Annotated in this window: 17 protein-coding genes; 7 read left to right on the plus strand and 10 right to left on the minus strand. The window is 69.8% G+C overall.

Features of this window, described 5'->3' with window-relative positions; translation table 11 throughout:
- Positions 1–56: 56 nt before the first annotated feature.
- From QLQ12_RS08545 to QLQ12_RS08565, 5 genes are all read right to left on the minus strand, one after another.
- Positions 57–884 carry an inositol monophosphatase family protein gene (locus QLQ12_RS08545; protein ID WP_282758419.1) on the minus strand — a complete coding sequence of 276 codons (828 nt, stop codon included), beginning with the start codon at positions 882–884 and terminating at the stop codon, positions 57–59.
- Positions 877–1,329, minus strand: coding sequence for a response regulator (locus tag QLQ12_RS08550; RefSeq protein WP_282758420.1), 453 nt, complete (start codon positions 1,327–1,329; stop codon positions 877–879). Before QLQ12_RS08550 ends, QLQ12_RS08545 begins: the two co-directional genes overlap by 8 nt.
- A complete protein-coding gene (locus QLQ12_RS08555) occupies positions 1,326–2,924 on the minus strand; it encodes a sensor histidine kinase (protein ID WP_282758422.1) in 1,599 nt (532 codons plus the stop codon). Before QLQ12_RS08555 ends, QLQ12_RS08550 begins: the two co-directional genes overlap by 4 nt.
- Entirely contained in the window at positions 2,921–4,120 is a 1,200-nt protein-coding gene (locus QLQ12_RS08560) for a PP2C family protein-serine/threonine phosphatase (RefSeq protein WP_282758424.1), read from the minus strand. Before QLQ12_RS08560 ends, QLQ12_RS08555 begins: the two co-directional genes overlap by 4 nt.
- Before the next feature lie 70 nt (positions 4,121–4,190).
- Positions 4,191–4,547 carry a hypothetical protein gene (locus QLQ12_RS08565; protein WP_282758426.1) on the minus strand — a complete coding sequence of 119 codons (357 nt, stop codon included), beginning with the start codon at positions 4,545–4,547 and terminating at the stop codon, positions 4,191–4,193.
- 76 nt (positions 4,548–4,623) lie between these two features.
- Here QLQ12_RS08565 and QLQ12_RS08570 point away from each other — a divergent pair, with 76 nt between their 5' ends.
- Positions 4,624–6,978 (plus strand): M28 family peptidase, encoded by a 2,355-nt coding sequence (locus tag QLQ12_RS08570; protein ID WP_282758427.1) that lies wholly within the window; start codon positions 4,624–4,626, stop codon positions 6,976–6,978.
- 71 nt (positions 6,979–7,049) lie between these two features.
- Positions 7,050–7,583 carry a dihydrofolate reductase family protein gene (locus QLQ12_RS08575; RefSeq protein ID WP_282758428.1) on the plus strand — a complete coding sequence of 178 codons (534 nt, stop codon included), beginning with the start codon at positions 7,050–7,052 and terminating at the stop codon, positions 7,581–7,583.
- Here the strand turns inward: QLQ12_RS08575 and QLQ12_RS08580 are convergent.
- From QLQ12_RS08580 to QLQ12_RS08590, 3 genes are all read right to left on the minus strand, one after another.
- The gene (locus QLQ12_RS08580) at positions 7,580–7,864 is read right to left on the minus strand and encodes a Smr/MutS family protein (protein ID WP_282758429.1); all 285 of its coding nucleotides are present in this window, start codon (positions 7,862–7,864) and stop codon (positions 7,580–7,582) included. The two genes, QLQ12_RS08575 and QLQ12_RS08580, sit on opposite strands and share 4 nt — an antisense overlap.
- An 11-nt stretch (positions 7,865–7,875) precedes the next feature.
- On the minus strand, positions 7,876–8,247 hold the full coding sequence (locus QLQ12_RS08585) for a tetratricopeptide repeat protein (RefSeq protein WP_282758430.1): 372 nt from the start codon (positions 8,245–8,247) through the stop codon (positions 7,876–7,878).
- A gap of 162 nt (positions 8,248–8,409) precedes the next feature.
- A complete protein-coding gene (locus tag QLQ12_RS08590; RefSeq protein WP_282758431.1) occupies positions 8,410–8,637 on the minus strand; it encodes a hypothetical protein in 228 nt (75 codons plus the stop codon).
- Between the two features lie 208 nt (positions 8,638–8,845).
- On the opposite strand from QLQ12_RS08590, the gene QLQ12_RS08595 reads away from it, so the two are divergent.
- The 4 genes from QLQ12_RS08595 (at position 8,846) to QLQ12_RS08610 (ending at position 13,127) form a co-directional block, all read left to right on the plus strand.
- Complete coding sequence (locus tag QLQ12_RS08595) at positions 8,846–9,583, plus strand: response regulator transcription factor (RefSeq protein ID WP_282758432.1); 738 nt, start codon at positions 8,846–8,848, stop codon at positions 9,581–9,583.
- Positions 9,584–9,585: 2 nt separating this feature from the next.
- Complete coding sequence (locus QLQ12_RS08600) at positions 9,586–11,154, plus strand: sensor histidine kinase (RefSeq protein ID WP_282758433.1); 1,569 nt, start codon at positions 9,586–9,588, stop codon at positions 11,152–11,154.
- A gap of 205 nt (positions 11,155–11,359) precedes the next feature.
- Positions 11,360–12,424, plus strand: coding sequence for a 3-deoxy-7-phosphoheptulonate synthase (locus tag QLQ12_RS08605; protein WP_282758435.1), 1,065 nt, complete (start codon positions 11,360–11,362; stop codon positions 12,422–12,424).
- A gap of 406 nt (positions 12,425–12,830) precedes the next feature.
- Complete coding sequence (locus tag QLQ12_RS08610) at positions 12,831–13,127, plus strand: DUF3040 domain-containing protein (protein WP_282758436.1); 297 nt, start codon at positions 12,831–12,833, stop codon at positions 13,125–13,127.
- A gap of 35 nt (positions 13,128–13,162) precedes the next feature.
- Here QLQ12_RS08610 and QLQ12_RS08615 read toward each other — a convergent pair whose 3' ends face one another.
- Together QLQ12_RS08615 and QLQ12_RS08620 are read right to left on the minus strand one after the other, a co-directional pair.
- The gene (locus tag QLQ12_RS08615; protein ID WP_282758437.1) at positions 13,163–13,888 is read right to left on the minus strand and encodes a hypothetical protein; all 726 of its coding nucleotides are present in this window, start codon (positions 13,886–13,888) and stop codon (positions 13,163–13,165) included.
- Positions 13,889–14,083: 195 nt separating this feature from the next.
- Positions 14,084–18,856: an ExeM/NucH family extracellular endonuclease gene (locus tag QLQ12_RS08620; protein WP_282758438.1), complete on the minus strand. Its 4,773-nt coding sequence runs from the start codon at positions 18,854–18,856 to the stop codon at positions 14,084–14,086.
- A gap of 407 nt (positions 18,857–19,263) precedes the next feature.
- Here QLQ12_RS08620 and QLQ12_RS08625 point away from each other — a divergent pair, with 407 nt between their 5' ends.
- A complete protein-coding gene (locus tag QLQ12_RS08625) occupies positions 19,264–20,106 on the plus strand; it encodes a hypothetical protein (RefSeq protein ID WP_282758439.1) in 843 nt (280 codons plus the stop codon).
- Positions 20,107–20,357: the final 251 nt, after the last annotated feature.

The following is a 20,357-nucleotide window of genomic DNA, read 5'->3' on the forward strand; positions in this document are numbered from 1 at the left end:
CGCACCCTAGATCCGCGGGCCGCCCGCGCGGGCACCCATCGAAAGTGACCGCGCTCTCACCCGGTAGGGGGAGCGCCGTCCGGGAAGAGCGTGGTGTGGACCGTACGCCAGATGTCCTCGTTGGCGGCGGCCAGCAGGCCCCGCTGATGACCGTCCGGCCGGTGCTCGCTGCCGTCCAGGTGACGGACCACGCCGCCGGCCTCGCGCACGATCAGCGCGCCGGGCACGTGGTCCCACGGCAGGATCCGCCAGAACATCGCGAACTGCTGCTCGTCGGTGGCGACGGCCGGGTACTCGTACCCCGCGCAGTGCCTGCCGGTGGTGGAGCCACCGAGCCCGGTGGCGTTCGCGCGGACCTGTTCCCGCAGGTCGTCGGGGAAGTACTTGTGGGCGACCACACCGTGCAGGGCGGCCGCGCCGGGATCGTCGGTGCGGGTCTTCACCCGCACCCCGTCGCGATAGGCGCCGGAGCCGGCCTCGGCCACCGTCAGGTGGTCGCCGACCACGTCGAGGATCCAGGCCGCCGTGGTGGCGCCGTCACGGACCAGGGCGACCATCACGCAGAACGGCGTCTTCCCGGCGGCGAAGTTGTTGGTGCCGTCGACCGGGTCGACGATCCAGACCGCGCCGCTGGCACCGAGCCGGTCCCGGACGCGTCCGTCGGCCGCGACCGCTTCCTCGCCGACGACGACCGAGCCGGGCAGCAGCGCCGTGAGTCCGCGGGTCAGCGCCCGCTCGGCCTCCTGGTCGGCGATGGTGACCAGGTCACCGGGCGACTTCTGGTGGATCTCGTCGGCGGCCAGCCGCTGGAAGCGGGGCAGCACGACGGTGTGGGCGACATCGCGGATCAGCTCGGCGACCTGATCAAGAACCCGATCAGGCACGCGGCGGCAACTTCACGACGCTGACGAAGAACTCGTCGATCTGCCTGATCACCGCGATGAACCGGTCGAAGTCGACGGGCTTGGTCACGTACGCGTTCGCGTGCAACTGGTAGCTGCGCAGGATGTCCTCGTCGGCGGACGAGGTGGTGAGCACGACGACCGGGATGCGGCCCAGATCGTCGTCCTTCTTGATCTCGGCGAGCACCTCGCGCCCGTCCCGGCGGGGCAGGTTCAGGTCGAGCAGGATGAGGTCGGGGCGCACCGAGTTCGCGTACTGGCCCTCGCGCCGCAGGTAGGAGAGCGCCTCGGCACCGTCGGAGACGACGGTCAGCCGGTTGCGGACCTTGTGCTCCTCGAACGCCTCCTGGGTCATCAGCACGTCGCCGGGATCGTCCTCGACGAGCAGCACCTCTATCGGGGTGCCGTTGTCCCGTTCCAAGCTCATGCCGCGATCTCCTCCTTATCGGCGGTTTCCGGCTCCACCGTGCCCGGAATCACCGGAAGCGTGAACCAGATCGACGCGCCCTCCGGCACATCGACGTCCAGCCAGATCCGTCCGTCATGGTATTCGACGATCTTCTTGACGATCGCGAGTCCGATGCCGGTCCCCTCGTAGGCATCACGCGCGTGCAGCCGCTGGAAGATCACGAACACCTTGTCGGCGAACTCGGCCTCGATGCCGATGCCGTTGTCGCGCACGTTGATCCGCCACTCGCGGCCCTCCCGCTCGGCGGTGATCCGGATGACCGGCGGCACGTCCGGGCGACGGAACTTGAGCGAGTTGCCGACCAGGTTCACGAACAGCGTGGTGAGCAGCGGCTCCTCACCCTCCACCGTGGGCAGACCGGACCAGATGATCTCGGCGTCCTCGCCGGCCCGCGTCTCCAGCTGCGATTTCACATCGCGGAGCAGGTCGTTCAGGTCGATCTCGGTGAAGCCGGTGGTGAGCCGGCCGATCCGCGAGAAGGCGAGCAGGTCGTTGATCAGGCGCTGCATCCGGGAGGCGCCGTCGACCGCGAAGCCGATGTACTGGTCGGCACGGTCGTCGAGCTGGCCCGCGTAGCGGCGCTGCAGCAGCTGGCAGAAGCTGGCCACCTTGCGCAGCGGCTCCTGCAGGTCGTGCGAGGCGACATAGGCGAACTGTTCCAGGTCGCGGTTGGACCGGGTGAGCTCCTCGGCCTGCGACTGGAGCTGCTGGTTGACCCACTCGACCTGCTGGCGGGCATTGCGCACCTCGCTCAGCTCGCTGGCGATCTGCCGGCGCATCCGGTCCACGTCGTCGGCCAGCCCGACCAGGTCGGCCGAGCCGTAGGACGAGCTGTCGATGCGCCGCTCGTAGTCGCCGGTCGCGACCTGCCGCACCTGATCGGCCAGGTGCAGGATCGGGCGGCTGACCAGCCGGTCCAGCAGGATCAGCAGGATCACGCCGGTGGCCAGGATGATCACCGCGGCGATGATCTCGATCATCACCAGGGTCTGGCTGGAGTCACGGGCGGCCTTGGCCGACTCGGCCCGCAGCACCTGGATGTGGTCCTGCATCACCTCCACGGCGGCACGAACCTCGTCGAAGTCCTGGGTGTCGACCGCCTCGAACCGCTGCTGGGCCGCCTCGGTGCCCTGCGTGCGGACCGTCTCCACCAGCGGCTCGGCGACCTCGGCACGCCACTTCGCGGCCAGCGACTCCACCCGATCGAGGGAGGCGCGGATCTCACCGTCCTCCGCGTTCAGCATCGACTCGATCTCGGCGACCCGCTTCTTCTCCTCCTCGATGCCCTTCCGGTACGGCTCCAGATTGCGGATCTGCCCGGTGATCGCGTAGCCGCGAACGCCGGTCTCCTGGTCGACCAGAGCGGTGTTCAGCGTCTCGCCGGCGGCCCGCATCGGACTGGCCCGGTCGAGGATGTCGTCCACCTGCCGGTTGTTCGAGGCCGCGGTGAAGGCGGCGACCACCCCGAGCCCGCCGAGCAGCAGACCGGCCGCGACGCAGATCGCGAAGATCCGCCCCCGCAGCGTCCAGCCGCGAATGCTGAGCGGGCTCACCGGCCACCACCCCGAGAGATCAGCAGCATCGCGACGTCGTCGGTGAGCGGGCCGCCGTTGGTCTCGTCGGCCCGGGCCACCAGCCACTGCGGCAGGTCACGCAGCGATGTGGCCTTGGCCTCCGGCTCGTCGATGAGCTTGCACAGCCCCTCCACGTCGAGCCGCTCGTGGCCCACGCCGGTGCGACCCTCGATGAGCCCGTCCGTGTACATCAACAGGGACCAGTCATGTCCGGTGAACTCCAACTCCGTCGCGGGCGTCGGAGCAGGACGTACCCCGAGCACGATTCCGGTACGCACCGCGACCGGGGCGGCACGCCCACCGGAGAGGACGACGGGTGGCGGATGACCGGCCACCCACACGGTCGCGCGGTTCCCCGGCAGGTCGATGACCGCCGACGCGACCGTGGCGAACACCTCCCGGGCCCGCCGCTCCGACATCAGCACCTGCTCCAGCGAGGGCAGCACCTGGTCCTCCGGCACACCGGCCAGCACCAGCGCACGCCAGGCGACCCGCAGTTCGACGCCGAGCGCCGCCTCGTCCACCCCGTGCCCGCACACGTCGCCGACGATCACGTGCAGACGGTCGTCGCCGATCTGCACCACGTCGTAGAAGTCGCCGCCGAGCAGTCCCATCGCCCGCCCGGAGCGATAGAACGGCTCCACCGCGATCGCGAAGTCATCGCGCTTCAGCGGTTTCGGCAACAGGCCCCGCTCCAGGCGGGCCGACTCGGCCTCCCGCAGCTCGGCCTCGCGCAACCGGCGGGCGTTCTCGTCGGCGCGTTTCCGCTCGACCGCGTACCGCAGCGACCGGATCAGCAGGACCCCGTCGACCTGGCCCTTGACCAGGTAGTCCTGGGCGCCCTCGGCGACCGCCTGCACACCGAGATGCTCGTCGGAGCGGCCGGTCAGCACACAGACCGCGGCACTGCCCGCGACAGCGAGCAGCTTGCGCAGGCCGTCGATGCCCTCGGCGTCGGGCAGCCCCAGGTCCAGGAGCACGCACTCGACACCGGTCAACTTGCCCCGGGCCTCGCGCAGGCTGCTCGCGACGATCAGCTCGAACGGCGCCTCCGCCTCGCTGAGCAGCTCACGAACCAGGAAGGCGTCGCCCTCGTCATCCTCGACGAGGAGGATCCGCAGCCGCTCCATCTGATCTGTCGCATATCTGCGGGGCGCGAGCGACCGCTCCGTCATTCCGATTCCCCACTCGACGCATAGGTGACCCGCAAATCGTGTACCACCCGGCTTCGCCGCACAACTTCCGTCATCCCGCGCTCGCTGACCGGGGGTCGTCGCCGGCGGCCGCGACCCGTCGCGCGTGGTCGGCGATCACCTGGCCCAGGATGCCGTGCAACTGCCCGCAGTCCGCGCAGTGCAGGTTCTCGTCGAGATGCCGGCCACCGCAGTTGCTGCAGTCACCGCGGTCCTCCGGGTCCCGATAGGACTCCAGGGCGCGGCACAGGGCACGGATGACGTGATCGCTGAGTGTGAAGACGTCTTCGCCGAGCGCGGTGCGCACGCCGAGGACGGCAACGGGAGAAGCGTCCGGGTGCCGGTTGTACGGCGACACCCGGTCGATGAACTCCGCGATGACGGCGGCTGGGTCAAGCGGCGTAGTCACCCGCACAACGCTATTGCACGGGCTGATGGATCTTCTCCGGTACCCGCCGGGCGCACCCGGACTGTTAGATGTCCCCATGCGTGACTCAGCTCTCACCCGGCCGGCACGCCGCGGTCTCGCCGCGGCCGCCGTCCTGGCCGTCCTGGCGCTGGCCGGCCTGGCCGCGGTCCGTTCGATCCAGCCTCCCGCGGCACGGGCGGACACGGCGCCGGCGGGCGAGTTCAGCGCCGCGCGGGCCTTTCAGACGGTACGCACGATCGCGTCCACCCCGCACCCGGCGGGAAGTGCCGCCAACGACCGGGTCCGCGATCACCTGGTGTCGGCCCTGACCGGCCTCGGCCTCTCCCCCGAGGCGCAGGACGTGGTGTCGGTGCAGGGCGCCGGGCTCTCGTCGTCGGCCGGCGGGACCGGGCTGGCCCGGGTCCGCAACGTGGTCGCGGTGATCCCCGGCACGGCCTCGACGGGCCGGGTATTCCTGGTCGCGCACTACGACTCGGCGCAGGTGGCGCCGGGTGCGAACGACGACGGCGCGGGCACGGCCACGATCCTGGAGGCGGCCCGGGCGCTGACCGGCGGACAACGGCCGCGCAACGACATCGTGCTGGTGCTCACCGACGCCGAGGAGGCCTGTCTCTGCGGGGCCAAGGCGTTCGTCGACCAGCATCCGCTGGCTCGTGACGGCGGGGTGGTGCTCAACCTGGAGGCTCGCGGCAGCGACGGGCCGGCGATCATGTTCGAGACGTCGGCGGGCAACCGGAAACTGGTGGAGACGTACGCGACGGTGCCGTACCCGGTCGGAACGTCGTTCGCGGTCGAGATCTACCGGTTGCTCCCGAACGACACCGACTTCACGCCGTTCCGGGAGACTCCCGGCTTTCAGGGGCTGAACACCGCCTACATCGACGGGGCGGCGGTCTATCACGCGCCGACCGACAGGCCGGAGGCGATGAACACCGCCAGCCTGCAACACCACGGCGACAACGCGCTCGCCCTGGCCCGCGGCTTCGGCGGCCTCGACCTCACCGCGCTCGACAACGGCGGGGACGCGACGTACTTCCCGGTGCCGGGACTGCTCGTGCGGTACCCGGGTGAGCTGGTGTGGCCGCTGGCCGTGCTCGCGCTGGCCGCGGTGCTGGCACTGGGCTGGCTGGTCCGGCGGCAGGGCCGGGCCCGGGGACGGCACCTGGCCGTCGCGACCGGGTCGGCGCTGCTGCCGATCGTGGTGGCGCCGCTGCTGGCGCAGGGCCTGTGGGCGCTGCTGGTGGTGATCCGCCCGGAGTACGGCGGTCTGCCGATCGACCCGTACCGTCCGATGTGGTACCGCCTGGCGGTTATCGCCCTGGGCGCCCTGACCGTCCTGGTCTGGTATGCCCTGCTACGCCGCCGCCTGACCCCGGCCGCCCTGGCCGTCGCCGGGCTGGCCTGGCTCGCGGTGTTCGGGGTGGCGCTGGCCGCCTTCACTCCCGGCGGCTCCTACCTGGCCGCGCTGCCGGCTCTGGCCGGCGCCGTGGCGGGCCTGGTCGCGATCCACCTCCGGCCCTGGCCGGCCGTCGCCGTCCTCACCGCCGGAGCCGTGGTCCCGGTCGTCATCCTGCTGCCGACCGTGCTCATGCTGTTCCCGGCGCTGGGCATGCCGATGGCCGGGATCGGCGCGTTCCTCACCGTGCTGCTCGGCCTCGCCCTGCTGCCGGTGGCCGACCTGATCCATCCGGCCGCCGGCGGCGCCCGCGGCATGGAAGCGCTCCGGGCCCGCCGCCGGGGCGCGCTGCCCACGCTGGCAGCGGCCGTGGCAGTGATCGCGTGCACGGCGACCGGCCTGGCCGTCGACCGGTTCGACGACGAGCACCCGTCGCTGACCCACCTGATGTACGCGCTGGACGCCGACAACGGCTCGGCCCGCTGGCTGAGCGAGGAGGCGTCGCCGCAGGAGTGGACCGCCCGGTACGTGTCCGGAACACCCGCGACGGTCGCCGACCGGCTTCCCGCGTTCGGCTCGGAGGAGTTGCGCAGCGGCCCGGCCCCGGCCGCGGCGCTGCCCGCCCCGGCGCTCACCCTGCTGTCGGAGACCGTCTCCGGCGACGAACGCACGATGCGGCTGCTGCTCGACCCGCAGCGGCCGGTCCGCTTCACCACCCTGCACGTGGCCTCCGCGACCACGGTCACCGCCGCCACGGTGGGCGGCCGCCCGGTCGAGGCCGACCCGGCGTACGGCGGCCTGTGGGGCTTCGGGTTCGCCTTCCACGCGCCGCCGGAGACCGGCGTGGAGATCAATCTGACGGTACGAGGCACCGGCCCCGTCATGTTCCGGGCGATGGACGGCAGCGACGACCTGGCGACGGTGCCCGGTTTCCAGGCACGGCCGCCGGGCGTGGGCGTCCTCGGCTCGCACAGCAGCGAGATGGTCGCGGTCGCCAAGACCTACACCCTCTGACGCCGGTACGCCGTTCGCGCGCTCGCTTCCGGCGGGCGCGCGACCGGCCCGCCCGGGGTAGAAATGCGGGCATGGCGAAAGTTCTCTACTCGGCGACCATGTCTCTGGACGGGTTCATCGCCGGCCCCGGTGGCGACATGTCCTGGCTGACCCCGTTCCTCGGCCCCAACCCGACGGCCGAGCAACTGGTCCCCCGGATCGGCGCAGTGCTCGTCGGCAACCGCACGTTCGGCGGCGACGACCCGCACAAGGGCACGGAGAAGGAGGGCGCCTTCGAGGGCGCCTGGCACGGGCCGACGTTCGTGCTGACCCACCACCCGCCGGCGCGGGCCCAGGGGGACGTCGTCTTCGTGACCGACCTGCACGAGGGCCTGGCCGCGGCCCGCGAGGCGGCCGGCGACCGTTACGTCAACGTCCTCGGCGCCGAGGTGGCCCGGCAGCTCCTGGCCGCCGGGCTCCTCGACGAGATCCTGGTGTTCGCCGCTCCGGTCTTGCTCGGCGGTGGCACACGCCTTTACGACGGCGACGGCCAGGTCACTCTGGAGCGGCTCAGCAGCAGTGAGTCACCGCTGGCCAACGCCCTCTGGTACGCCGTCCGCCGTTAGCGCCCGCGCCCGCGCCGGCCGGTGGAGACGTCGTGGCGGAAGTGGATGAACAGACGGCCCCAGTTGTCGCCGTCCTTCTCCACCCGGTGGTAGAGCTGCTTGATCTCTCGCTGATCCAGGAAGCGCAGGACCTTCTTCTTCAGGGCGCCGCTGCCCTTGCCGGGGATGATCTCGACGAGGGCGGCCTTCTTCTGGATGGCCTCGTCGATGATCCCCCGCAGGGCGCGGTCGATCTCATGACCCTTGTTGAAGATGTCGTGCAGGTCCAGCTTCAGTTTCACAAGCGAGAACCCTACGCCGCGGTGTTCTTGCCGAGCCAGGTCTCGACCCGGCGGACGGCGTCCTGGTAGTCGGTCTGCGTCTTCATAGCGGCGGCCAGCCGCAGGTGCGGCAGGGCCTCACGAAAACGGCCGGCCCTCTCCAGGGTCCGGCCGAGCACGTGGTGCGCGTAGTGATCCGACGGATCATGGTCGATCAGCACCCGTAGCTGGGTTTCCGCCCCGTTGAGCTGGGCCGAGTTGAAGTAGGCGCGGGCCAGGAGCTGCCGGACCGCGGTGTTGTGCGGCTCGGCCTCGACTATCGGTTCGAGCAGCCGGGCGGCGCCGAGCGGGTCGCCGGACTCGAAGAAGAAGGTGGCCCTGCGGTAGTCCTCGAGAAGATCCACGTGCACGCTCCTCACACTCGCACCGCGACGTTGACCAACGCTTGCACAACAACGCCTCAACATCGAGTGTTCCCCGTCTTGAGGTGCGCGACAAACGGGTGAACGGCCACCCGGTCAGCCAGTGCTCAGCCCGGCATCAGCGCTGCTGATGGCCGGGTTCGCTCAGCGGCGCAGCAGCAACAGCGCCAGGCCGCCGGTGAGCAGGTATCCGCCGATGGCGGCGAGCAGCATCGGGCTCAGCCCGCCGCCGGGGAGCTCGTGCGGCTCGGAAACCCATTCGGCGCGCTCCGGCTTGCGCGGCTCCGAGTCGGCCCAGGCCGGCGGCATCAGCGGGAGCAGAATCAGGACGAGTGCGGAGAACACCGCCACGAGTCGCCGCCCAAGCACCATAAAGGCAGTATGTCCCCTTTCCCCTACAGGTCTGTCCCGCCACTCCGCTCGCCCGGATCCTCATGAACCGGATTCCCCATGCCGAAAACCATGGCGTCCAGGCATGTGCGGGAACTGTGCGGCCCCCGTGACGTCACCGAGTCAGGCCCACAGCTGCTACACAGGAAACGGAAAGCCGGCGCTGAGCGTCAGGCGCCACAGTAGGGGCATGACGATGGCGAACGCAGACCCCAGCAGCGAGCTCCGCCGGCCCGACGGGACCCCGGTCCGGGTCCTCGTGGTGGACGACGAACCGACCCTGGCCGAGCTGCTCTCGATGGCGCTGCGTTACGAGGGCTGGGACGTGCGGAGCGCCGGAGACGGCATGACCGCCGTGCGCACCGCCCGCGACTTCCGCCCCGACGCCGTCGTCCTGGACATGATGCTGCCCGACATCGACGGGCTCGAGGTGCTGCGCCGCCTGCGCGGCGAGTCACCCGAGGTGCCGGTCCTGTTCCTCACCGCCAAGGACTCCGTCGAAGACCGGATCACCGGCCTCACCGCCGGCGGCGACGACTACGTGACCAAGCCGTTCAGCCTCGAAGAGGTGGTGGCCCGGCTGCGGGGCCTGATGCGCCGGATGGGGCACTCCCCGATGCGCACCGAGTCGCAGCTCGTCGTCGGCGACCTCACCCTCGACGAGGACTCGCACGAGGTACGCCGCGCCGGCGACCTGATCACGCTGACCGCGACCGAGTTCGAGCTGCTGCGCTATCTCATGCGCAACCCGCGCCGGGTGCTGAGCAAGCCGCAGATCCTGGACCGGGTCTGGAACTACGACTTCGGAGGGCAGGCGAACGTGGTCGAGCTCTACATCTCGTACCTGCGGAAGAAGATCGACGCCGGCCGGGCGCCGATGATCCACACCATGCGCGGCGCCGGTTACGTGCTCAAGCCGGCCGACTGACCATGCCTGTTGCCGCCTCGGCCCGCACCCGGCGCCCCGCCCGCTGGCGTGACCCGGCGGGCTGGTCCCTGCGCACCCGCATCGTCACGATCATGATCGCGCTGCTCGCCGTGCTGGGCCTGGTCGTCGGCGGCACCGCCGAGCTCTACCTCTACACTTCGCTGCACAAGACCATCGACAACGAACTGCGGGACATGTCGAACCGGGTGCGTTACCCGAGCGGGGGCAAGGGCCCCAGCCCGAACAAAACCACCCATTTCGGCAACGGCAAGCCGCCGGGCGGCAGCCTCAAGGACTCGGTCATCATGACCGTGGAGACCGACGGATCCGTCACCGGTGGCATCGTGCGCTTCCCCGCCTCCGGCAGCGATGACAACAAGTTCGACGACCTCTCCGACGCCGCGAAAACCGCGATGAAGGACGAGGTCGTGCCGGACGGCGAGGCAGCCGACGTGGACCTCGGTGGCGAGCTGTCCGAGTACCGGGTGATGGCGAAGACGCAGTCCGACGGCAGGATCCAGTACATCGGAATCTCCCTCAAGAACGTCAATTCCACCCTGCTCCAGGTCGCCGCCTTCACCGGGTGCGTGATCGCCGGGTCGCTGCTGATCGCGGGATGGGGTGGGGCGCTCATCGTCCGCCGCACCCTCCAGCCCCTGGATCGGGTGGCGGCCACCGCGACGCGCGTGTCCGAGCTGAAGCTCGACGCCGGAGAGGTGCGGCTCGCGCAGCGAGTCCCCGAGGCCGACACCGACCCGCGCACCGAGGTCGGCCAGGTCGGCGCCGCCCTGAACCGGATGCTCGATCACGTCGGCAACGCCCTGGAGGCTCGGCACGCCAGCGAGACACAGGTCCGCCAGTTCGTCGCGGACGCCAGCCATGAGCTGCGCACCCCGCTCGCCGCGATCCGCGGTTACGCCGAGCTGAGCCGCCGCAGCCGTCAGGTCGTCCCCGACGAGATCGCGCACATGCTGACCCGGGTCGAGTCGGAGGCCAAGCGGATGACCGCGCTGGTCGAGGATCTGCTGCTGCTCGCCCGCCTGGACGCCGGCCGGCCGCTCGCCCAGGACCCGGTGGATTTGACCATGCTGGCCGTCGACGCGATCAGTGACGCGCACGCCGCCGGCCCGGGCCACTACTGGCAGCTTGATCTCCCGGACGAACCGGTCTCGGTGATCGGTGACGGCGCCCGGCTGCATCAGGTGCTCGCCAACCTGCTGGCCAACGCGCGTACGCACACGCCGGAGGGGTCGACCGTGACGGTCAAGGTGGGTTCGGTGCCGAACGCCGCGGTGATCCAGGTGATCGACGACGGTCCGGGCATCCCGCCCGATCTGGTGGCCCGGATCTTCGAGCGGTTCGCCCGCGGCGACAGTTCCCGTTCCCGGGCCGCCGGCAGCACCGGTCTCGGCCTGTCGATCGTGCACGCCGTGGTCACCTCGCACCGCGGCAAGGTGGGTGTGCAGAGCCAGCCGGGCCGGACCGTATTCACCGTGATGCTGCCGGTCGGGCCGCCTCCGATCGTCCCAATAGCTGAACAGCAGCCGCAGATGCTGCATCCGGTTGCCTGAAGTGGCTATGCTGGCGGGCATGTCTCACACGTGGTCGTTTTATTGGTTTACGAGGCCGGCTCAAGCCGGTGCCTCGGGCCATGACCGCATGTCCTGAGACACCCGCCAGAGCCGGCCGAGGCAGCGACCACGTCGCTGCCTTTTTGTTTGCCACGAGCAAGCCGGCTCACGCCTGAAGGCGGCGCCGGCGAAGGAGAGAATCGCTATGACCGCCCCAGAGGTGCAGCGCGTCCGTGACCAGCGGATCGAGAAGGTCGTCCCGTTGATGAGCCCGGCCCTGCTGCACCACGAGCTGCCGCTGACCAGCGAGTTGCACGACACCGTGCTGGCCGGCCGTAAGCAGGTCGAGGACGTGCTGAACGGCCGAGATCAGCGCCTGATCGTGGTCGTCGGCCCGTGTTCGGTGCACGACCCCGAGGCCGCCGGCGAATACGCGGACCGTCTCGCGCTCCAGGCCGAGCGCCTCAGCGGCGACCTGCTGATCGTGATGCGGGTGTACTTCGAGAAGCCGCGTTCCACGGTCGGATGGAAGGGCCTGATCATGGACCCGGCCCTGGACGGTTCGGGGGACGTCGGCGCCGGCCTGCGGATCGCCCGCAAGCTGCTGCTCGAGGTCGTCCGGCGGGGCCTGCCGGTGGCGGTGGAGTTCCTCGACCCGATCACCCCGCAGTACATCGCCGACACCGTGGCCTGGGGTGCGATCGGCGCCCGGACCGTCGAGTCGCAGGTGCACCGTCAGCTCTCGTCCGGCCTGTCCATGCCGATCGGCATGAAGAACCGTCCCGACGGCAGTGTCTCCACCGCGGTCGACGCGATCCAGGCCGCCGAGGCGACGCACGTCTTCCCCGGCATCGACTACTCGGGCACCCCGGCGATCCTGCACACCACCGGCAACCCCGACTGCCACCTGGTGCTGCGCGGTGGCGGCGGCAAGCCGAACTACAGCGCCGCGGACGTCGAGTCGTCGCTGGCTCTGCTGCGCAAGGCCGGCCTGCCGGAGCGTCTGGTGATTGACTGCTCGCACGGCAACAGCAGCAAGGACCACAACCGGCAGCCGATTGTGGCCGAGGACATCGCGCAGCAGATGGAAGCCGGTCAGCGGGCGATCAGCGGGGTGATGCTGGAGAGTTTCCTGGAGCCCGGCCGGCAGGACCTGGGTGGGGAGCTCACCTACGGGCAGTCCGTGACCGACGCCTGCATGGGCTGGGACGCCACGGTCAGCGTGCTGGAGCGGCTGGCCGCGGCCTCGGCGAAGCGCCGCGCCCTCTGACTGATCCCGGCTGGACAGCGGGCGGCTCCCGAATCGGGGGCCGCCCGCTTCGGCGTGACGGCCGGATGGAGCGCGGTAGCCGCCGAAGGCGGGGAACGATCTCGGTGCGGTGGGGGGAAGTGTGGCCGTACCCCACGGAGGTTTTGATCCGAAATGGAGTCGGTGCCCTCGCCAGGGTGAGCGTGCGGCGGGCGGGGTGTTTCCCGCGTCATTCCTGATCAACCGGACCGTTATACCCGATGTCGGAGGATTTCAACAGGTCTGGCTGTCCGGAACGGAACGGACCGAAAATTCGGCACACGAAGGCGTATCACAGGGGCAACTCAGAGGTAACAATGGGCTCTGATCGGGATCGCCCACTCTCGATCCATGCTTCACCGGCGAGGCGGACCGGAAGGTGGCGAACATGCTCAGCAAAGAGGACACCCGGCGGCTGGCTCAGCTCGAACGGCAGCTTCGACGCGACGACCCCGACTTCTGTGCCCGGATGGGCGGCGGAAACTTCAGCGTGTCGTCAACCACTCGCCCTCCGCTACCACTGTTCATCGTCGCCGCCGTGATCGCCGTCGCCGCGATCGTGCTCGGAGCGGTCGGCTGGTGGATCGCCGCCTCGATCGTAGCGGTCTGGACGGTCATCACCCTCGGCGCCGCGGTCTACCGGTTGCGCAAGCAGCGCGCCGAGAAGGCGTTTCGTCAGGCCTGAGGGCCCTCTCGACAGCTCAGGAACCAGCCGAGGCTTCAGGAACCGGCCGAGGCCCGGGCCTCGAACCGGTGGATGATCTCGGCCAGGGCCCGGACCTGGCGCAGAACACTGTCCGGCTCGGTGGAGCGGTGCTGTTCACGGCCGATCTCGACGACCGCGTCCGCACGGACCCCGACCATGTGGAGCGGACGGCGATAGAGCGGCTCCTGGGCCGTCGCCCACTCGACGAACATCCGGGACGGGTGCGGCAGGTAGACGATCCAGGCGGTGGCGAACTCGCCGGTGTCCGGTTTGCGGAAGTCGAAGACGACGAAGTCCAGATCGCCGTAGAGGCCACGCAACACCGCGAACGCCGGCTGGCCCGCCCCGAAGTCGGGGGTGTCCTTCCAGTCGGTCAGCAGTTCCGGGTCGACGTCGACGAACTGCCAGCCCTGCCGGCGTGCCAGCTCGATCCGGTCGCCGACGCCGGTGGCCGGCCGGGCCGACCGGTCGGCGAAGAACAACAGCCATCCACCGGCCGCCGTCAGCAGGCCGCCGAGACCGATGGCGGTCAGGGCCGCGAGGCGCTGGACGTCACTGCGCCGGTCCGGCGGGCGAGCGACCTCCCAGCCGTCACCGTAGGTGACACACTGGTTGCCGACATGCATCTCGGTGCCGGCACAGCCGACGCTGCCGGCGAGGAACAGGACGACACCGAGGACAGAAACCGCAAGTCCGGTGAAGAGAACAATCCATGAGGATCGACTCGTTCGAGCGCCCATCCGTCCCTCCACCTCCCGCTGGTGATCAAGATACCGGTTACCGGCGGTGATACGGCCGGCGCGCGGGCACCGGCCGTATGACGTGGCGAACAGGTCGTCCGACTGGTAGGCCGGGCGTTCGGAAGCGGAACACGAAAGGGCCCTCGCCTACCGGCGAGGGCCCTTCTCCGTGCTGTTACTTGGTGACCCGTGCTGTTACTTGGTGACTCGCGCGGTGTGGACGCGGACCTTGGAGTCGTTGCCGGCCCGGTCCTCAGCCCAGTAGCTGATGCGCAGCTTGCCACGCTCGACACCGGTGAGCGCGATGCTCCAGCCGCACTTGGCGTCCAGGGTGGCGGAGAGCACCGCGGCCTTGGCCTCGGCGTCCCGCTCCGAGCTCGCCTTGGTCCACGTGCCGGCGGCGTAGTAGTACCACTTGCCGCTACGCTCCTGGACCACCTTGGCCTTCGCGTACGCGGCGCCGGCGCCCTTGTCGGACACCGTGCCGGTGAGCGTCTGCCAGGAGGACACCCGCTCCTCGTTGCGCGGCTCGGTCAGCCGGATCTGCGGGTCGAAGATGTCCTTGAGTACCAGGACGCCGCCGACCGTCACCGTCTTGCCGGAACCCGACGGGTTCGCCGGCGTCACCTTGACCGTGAAGATCCCCGGCTTGGTGTACGCGTGGGACACGGTCGCGTTGTTCACCGAGGCCCTGGTCGTGGTGCCGTCGCCCCAGTTCACCGAGACCTCGGTGGCGCCGGTGACGCCGCTCAGGGCCAGGGTGATCGACTGCGACTCCCAGATCGACTGCTTGTCCAGCTTGAAGGTGCCGGACTGCGCCGCCACCACCACGGTGGACGCGCCGGTGAGGGTGGCCGCGCCGCTGTTGCCGACCTCGTCGGTCAGGGTGACGGTCACCGGGTAGCTGCCCGCCGCGGCGTAGGTGTGCGTCGCGGTGGTGGCGCCCGCCGCCAGGGTCTCGGCGGCGCTGCCGTCGCCCCAGTTGACGACCCGGGTGATCTTCGAGTTGTCGCTGACGTCGTCGTCGAGCACGGACTCGGTCAGCGTCACCGCCTGGCCGGGCCAGATCGCCGCCGTGTTCAGGGCGTAGGTGCCCGTCGGGGCGGTGGCGTCGAGGACACCGGCGGTGGCACGCGGCTTGGTGTCCGCGGTGATCGGCGTGTTCTTGGCGAAGTAGTTCACCAGCATCGTCAGGTCGTTGTCACCGGTGGTGACCACGCCGACCTTGCTGGCCAGGGACGGGAAGTTGTCCCCGCCACCGGCGAGGAACGAGTTCGTCGTCACCCGGTAGTCGCCGTTCAGGTCGAGCGTGACCCCGTTCAGCTTGATCGACGAAGCGATGATCCGGCTGCCCTGCGGACGGCTGGCGTCGAAGGAGTAGGTGAACCCCTTCGAGACACCCAGGTGCAGGTACGGCCGGGCGGCCCCGGCCGGCTGCCACTGCTCCTCCAGCGCCGCCTTGATCGCCGAGCCCTTGAGGGTCCGGGTCACCACGTCGTTGGAGAACGGCTGGACCGCGAAGGCCTGCGAGTAGGTGATCGTGCCGTCGGTGCCGTACTTCAGGTCGGCCCGCAGACCACCCGGGTTCATGAAGGCGATCTGCGCGCCACCACGCCCCGCGTTGCTGGTCTGGTCGAGCTGCACGTCGGCGATGAAGTTGCCCATGGCCGACTCGGCGCCACGGTTCTCGGCGCCCGCGGCGGTGTACGCCCGCATGATGTCCCCGGAGATCTTGCCCAGGGGCCGCTTGCCCAGCTCGGTGGCGTTCGTCTTGGCCGCGGCCACGATGCCGGCGACCGCGGTGTTCGACGGGTAGCCGGCCACCGTGATCAGCTCAGAGGTGGAGGCGGTGACGTCGCCGCCGGCGGGGTCGTAGGTCAGGACGACCTTGCCCAGCTTTTCGCCGTAGTCCTCCGCCTGGACGACCGGACGGGTCTTGCCGGGCACCCCGGGAACCGGGACCTGGAAGGCGTACGGCTGGTGGGTGTGGCCGGTCAGGATGGCGTCGATCTCGGCGCTCACCTGCGTGAACTTGCCGAAGACCGGGTCCGCCTGCAGGGCCTCGGCCGAGGCGATGTTCTCGGTCGCGGCGCCCTCGTGGGCGAGCAGCACCAGCACGTCGGCCTCACCGTTGGCGGCGTTGCCGTCGGAGAGCTCTGCCGCCAGGGTGTTGGCCTCGGCGACCGGGTCACGGAACTCGACACCGACGATGCCGGCCGGGTTGACCAGCGACCCGGTCTGCTCGGTGACGACACCGATGTACCCGACCTTCACGCCGCCCAGGTTCTGCACGTCGTAGCCGGGCAGGACCCGCTTGCCGTCCTTGTAGACGTTCGCGCCCAGCAGCGGGAAGTCGGCCCGGTCGCTGACCCGGCCGAGCAGGTCGGACAGGCCGAGGTCGAACTCGTGGTTGCCGACCGCGGAGACGGCCAGGCCGCCCGCGTTCAGCGCGTCGATCGTCGGGTTGTCGCTGTCGATCGCGGAGATGAACGTGGAGGCGCCGATGTTGTCACCGGCCGAGACCCACGCGGTGTTCGGGTTCGCGGCCCGAAGCTGGTCGACCAGCCCGGCGAGCTGAGCGGCGCCACCGACGGCCTGGCCGTTGACGGTGGCAGGCGACTCGAGCCGGCCGTGGAAGTCGTTGATGGTGAGCAGTTGCAGGTCGACCGGGCCGGCGAGGCCGGTCTCCAGGCCGACGACCACCGGGTCGTGGTCGCTGGACCGGAACGGGCCGCTGTCGAAGAACGGTCCGAAGCCGTCGTACTGGAAGGCGATCGACTCGACGGAGTTGATGTTCCAGATGTCGACGCCGGTGATCCGCTTCGCGAGCGAGCCGGTGACGAGCGCGTGGTCCAGCGAACCGGACTCCCCGCCGAAGACGTACGAGGACTTGTCCGGCGCGAACGTGTGGTGCGCGTCGGTGTAGCCCTTGGCGTAGAGGACCTGGAGCGGGTCCTCCTGGCCGTACGCGTTGAAGTCGCCGAGCAGGATCACGTTCTCGGTGCCGAGGCCCTCGACGAAGGTCGCCAGCGACTGCGCCTGGCGGACCCGGTCGCCGTTGTAGGAGCCCTGCCCGTCCCCGGTGTCGACGTTGTCGCCGGCCGGCGGGACCGAGGCGCTCTTCGACTTGAGGTGGTTCGCCACCACGGTGAAGTCGATGCCGCCCGAGGTGAAGGTCTGGGCGATCGGCTCGCGCGCGTTGCTCCACACCGTCTCGTCGTTGATCGACTTGGACGCGCCCTTCGGCGTGACCGCGGCCGGCTTGTAGATGATCGCACTGGTGATGAAGTCCTGCTGGGCCGCCGCCGGCAGCTCGGCCGGCGACCGGACGTAGTCCCAGGTGCCCGCGCCGTCAGCCGCGTTGAGCTTGCCGACCAGGGTCTTCAGCGCCAGCTGGGTCTCGGTCGCCTCGAAGCGGACCGAGTTCTCGATCTCCATGAGAGCGATCACGTCGGCGTCCAGGGCGGTGATCGCCGAGACGATCTTCGCTTCCTGCTTGACGAACGCCGCCTCGGTCGTCGCGCCGCGCGCCTCGCCACCGAAGTGAACGAAGTAGTTCAGCACGTTGAAGCTGGCGACCTTGATGTCACCACCGACGTTGGCCGGCGCGCTGGTCCGCGCGTTGGTGGCCTTGAACGAGGTGCGGGACACCGCCGGGGTGTTCGCGTCGACCGGGGTCGACGGCTGGATCCGCCACTCGTTGAAGCCGTAGCTCAGGACGCTGGAGCCGAACTTCTCGACCGTGTCGCCGACACGCAGCGGCTCGTTCTTCGAGAGGTACGGCGGCGGCAGGGCGGCCGACGCCAGGTTGGTGGTCCGGCCGTCGTCGAGCAGGACCCGGCCGGCCTTGTTGGCCGCCTTCACCGCCTTGGCGGCGTCCGAGCCGGGCCGGGCCACGTCGGTCGGGATCCGGGCCGGGTCGTTGCCGGCGGCGAGGGCGACCTCGCCGAACCGGTTGATGTTGTAGACGTCCGAGACGGTGAACGCGCCGACCGGGGCGACCAGCATGCCCTCGGCGGACTCACGGGCATCGTCACTCAGCGGCAGGGCCAGCGCGACCGGCGCCGGCAGGGTGGCTCCGGAGGAGCAGACCTGCACGTCGGTCTTCGCGCCGATGGTGATCTGGGTGAACGCGTTGAACTCGCTCACCGTGCCGGTGACCCGGACCAGGTCACCGACGGCCACCGCCGCGTGGTTCGCGGCGGTCGAGGTCATGTAGACGAAGATGCCGTCCGACGCGGTGCCGGCGGCGACCGGACGATCCCCGCCGCTGCCGGCGGTCTGGATGTAGACGCCGTTGTAGCCACCGGTGCGGTGGTCGGCGGTGACGACGCCCTCGACGGTGACCGTCGAGCCGGCCACGCCGGTGGCCGCACCGGTGCCCTGCACCTGGGCGATCGTGTGGGTGACCGCGGTGGCGCAGCCGGCGCCGGGCTCTTCCGGCTCCTCGGGCTCCTCCGGCTTCACCACGGTGTTGAGCGTGCCGAAGCTGCTCGCCGCGGGGGCCTTCCAGACTCCGTCGATCTTCTGCAGCGACTGGCCGGCAGCGGTGGTGTCCGGCTCCGAGACTCCGATGTCGACGCTGGTCAGGCCGGCGGCCGGGCCGTTCGTCGCGGTGATGACGCCCTCGTAGCTGAGGAACTCGGCGACCGTGCCGTCCGGCTTGACGAGCGCGATGCCGTCCGGAGAGCCGTTCTGCAGGCCGGCGCTGGCGGTGTAGGTCTGCACGACCACACCGGAAGCCGGCACCACACCACTGAGCGTGGCCGTCGGCGTGTAGGTGGCGCCGCCGTTGCCGTTGTAGAGGTGGAGCTTCCAGCCGCTCAGGTCGTACCCGACGGGGGCTTCGATCTCAACGGACTCACCGATGTCGGCGCCGGTGTTGTCGTAGTGGATTTCGCTGATGAACGGCACATCGGTGGCCGCGGCGACCGGACCGGTGAGACTGAGACCGAGCGTGGTGGCCATGACGGCAGCACCCAGCGCACGGAACCCTGCGGGGGTTCGCGGTACCGGGAGAGACCGTCCGGCGGCACCCACGCTGCGTATGTAATCACGCATCGAGGTAGGGCCCTCCGAACGAAGTAGATCCGCCGCAGCGTAGGTAACGCTGATGACGAAAGACACTCGGAAAGGTAACGGAAAGGCATTGGACGCGGTACGGGATCGAGGATTTCCCGGCCGTTCATTGTTCGCTTTTGTACGGACGCCTAATCGTAGACCCACGGTCACATCCCGGAAAACTCGCCGGTGGTGACCAACCTTTCCGGCGGCAACGGCCACTACCAGGGAGACAACCTCCGCCTCTCTCGGAAAGGCCCGCATTGTTCCCGGAACTACGGAAGGGACGTATCGCGTGGATCGCGGCCTGCGCCGTGGCCGCGTTGTCGGCCGTGGCGGCGCTCCAGACCGCGCACGCGGCCACCCCGGCCGCCACCGGCACCCCCTCGACGATCCCCGCGCCGGCCTCCACCGGCTCGTGGAACCCGCCGTCCACACTGGCGGGACCGCTCGCCGCGGTCTGGCGGCACCAGGAGGAGACCTACGGCGATTTGTACGGCTTCAAGAACTACGGCTGGGACCAGATCATGGCGAACGGCGGCAGCGTCAACTACTGCGTTCGCTGGGACTCGCCCGAGCGCGTCACCGCCGCCCAGCGCGACGCCGTGCACGCCACGCTGCAGAAGCAGTACCAGAAGTGGATGGACCAGCTCACCGGGTGGGAGAGCTGGCCGTACCAGCAGGTTCCGGTCAAGGTGGTCGGGTGGGCCGTGCGGGACCGGGCCCAGTTGGAGTGGACCGACACCTCGGTCGACATCTACGTCAACGACATCCGCGAGGACGCCCCGCAGTGCGGTGAACCGTGCGGCCGCTTCTTCCACCAGAACGGCGACTACTCCGGGTGCGCCGGCGGGAAGTCACGCCACTACGACCACTCGCTGTGGCTGACCAGCGGTTTCGAGGGCGGTGCGGGCGGCGACTGGGGCCAGCGGATCGGCTCCGAGTACTTCATGAGCAACCTGAACACCGAGAACATCCATGTGCTGCTGCACGAGATCGGCCACACCTACGGCCTGGACGACTTCTACGACTGGGACCCGCTCGACGGCAGGCAGGGCTTCATCATGCTGGCCGGCAGCGCCACCCGGATCACCGAGTTCGACAGATGGATGCTGCGCGACTTCTGGCGTCACCTGAAGAGCCGCTACCGCCTCTGAACCGTCCGCGGGTTCGGCGGGCTCATGCGCGCCCCCGCGCGAAACGTGTGGTCGGCGAAATCGGCTTCGTCACGCCTTGAAACGTTATTCGGGACACCGCATGTCGGCCCGCCGGTTCCGGGCGCGGAAACGGCATCGGCTTCGCCGAGAAACCGATCGAGGAGGGCAGGGGCGATACCGGGCATACGGCGTATGTCATCCCCTGGCGCGGGGAGTCGCACAGGGCTTGAGACCCACCTCTTCCTGAACCA

This window comes from Actinoplanes sandaracinus, from assembly GCF_030009775.1.
Lineage (GTDB): Bacteria > Actinomycetota > Actinomycetes > Mycobacteriales > Micromonosporaceae > Actinoplanes > Actinoplanes sandaracinus.

What these genes read in the sequence shown, in the direction of transcription:
- QLQ12_RS08590 (WP_282758431.1), bottom strand. Translation starts at nt 8,637, where the DNA reads ATGGTGCTTGGGCGGCGACTCGTGGCGGTGTTCTCCGCACTCGTCCTG.
- QLQ12_RS08550 (WP_282758420.1), bottom strand. Translation starts at nt 1,329, where the DNA reads ATGAGCTTGGAACGGGACAACGGCACCCCGATAGAGGTGCTGCTCGTC.
- QLQ12_RS08560 (WP_282758424.1), bottom strand. Translation starts at nt 4,120, where the DNA reads ATGACGGAGCGGTCGCTCGCGCCCCGCAGATATGCGACAGATCAGATG.
- QLQ12_RS08615 (WP_282758437.1), bottom strand. Translation starts at nt 13,888, where the DNA reads ATGGGCGCTCGAACGAGTCGATCCTCATGGATTGTTCTCTTCACCGGA.
- QLQ12_RS08605 (WP_282758435.1), top strand. Translation starts at nt 11,360, where the DNA reads ATGACCGCCCCAGAGGTGCAGCGCGTCCGTGACCAGCGGATCGAGAAG.
- QLQ12_RS08610 (WP_282758436.1), top strand. Translation starts at nt 12,831, where the DNA reads ATGCTCAGCAAAGAGGACACCCGGCGGCTGGCTCAGCTCGAACGGCAG.
- QLQ12_RS08570 (WP_282758427.1), top strand. Translation starts at nt 4,624, where the DNA reads ATGCGTGACTCAGCTCTCACCCGGCCGGCACGCCGCGGTCTCGCCGCG.
- QLQ12_RS08620 (WP_282758438.1), bottom strand. Translation starts at nt 18,856, where the DNA reads ATGGCCACCACGCTCGGTCTCAGTCTCACCGGTCCGGTCGCCGCGGCC.
- QLQ12_RS08595 (WP_282758432.1), top strand. Translation starts at nt 8,846, where the DNA reads ATGACGATGGCGAACGCAGACCCCAGCAGCGAGCTCCGCCGGCCCGAC.
- QLQ12_RS08575 (WP_282758428.1), top strand. Translation starts at nt 7,050, where the DNA reads ATGGCGAAAGTTCTCTACTCGGCGACCATGTCTCTGGACGGGTTCATC.
- QLQ12_RS08600 (WP_282758433.1), top strand. Translation starts at nt 9,586, where the DNA reads ATGCCTGTTGCCGCCTCGGCCCGCACCCGGCGCCCCGCCCGCTGGCGT.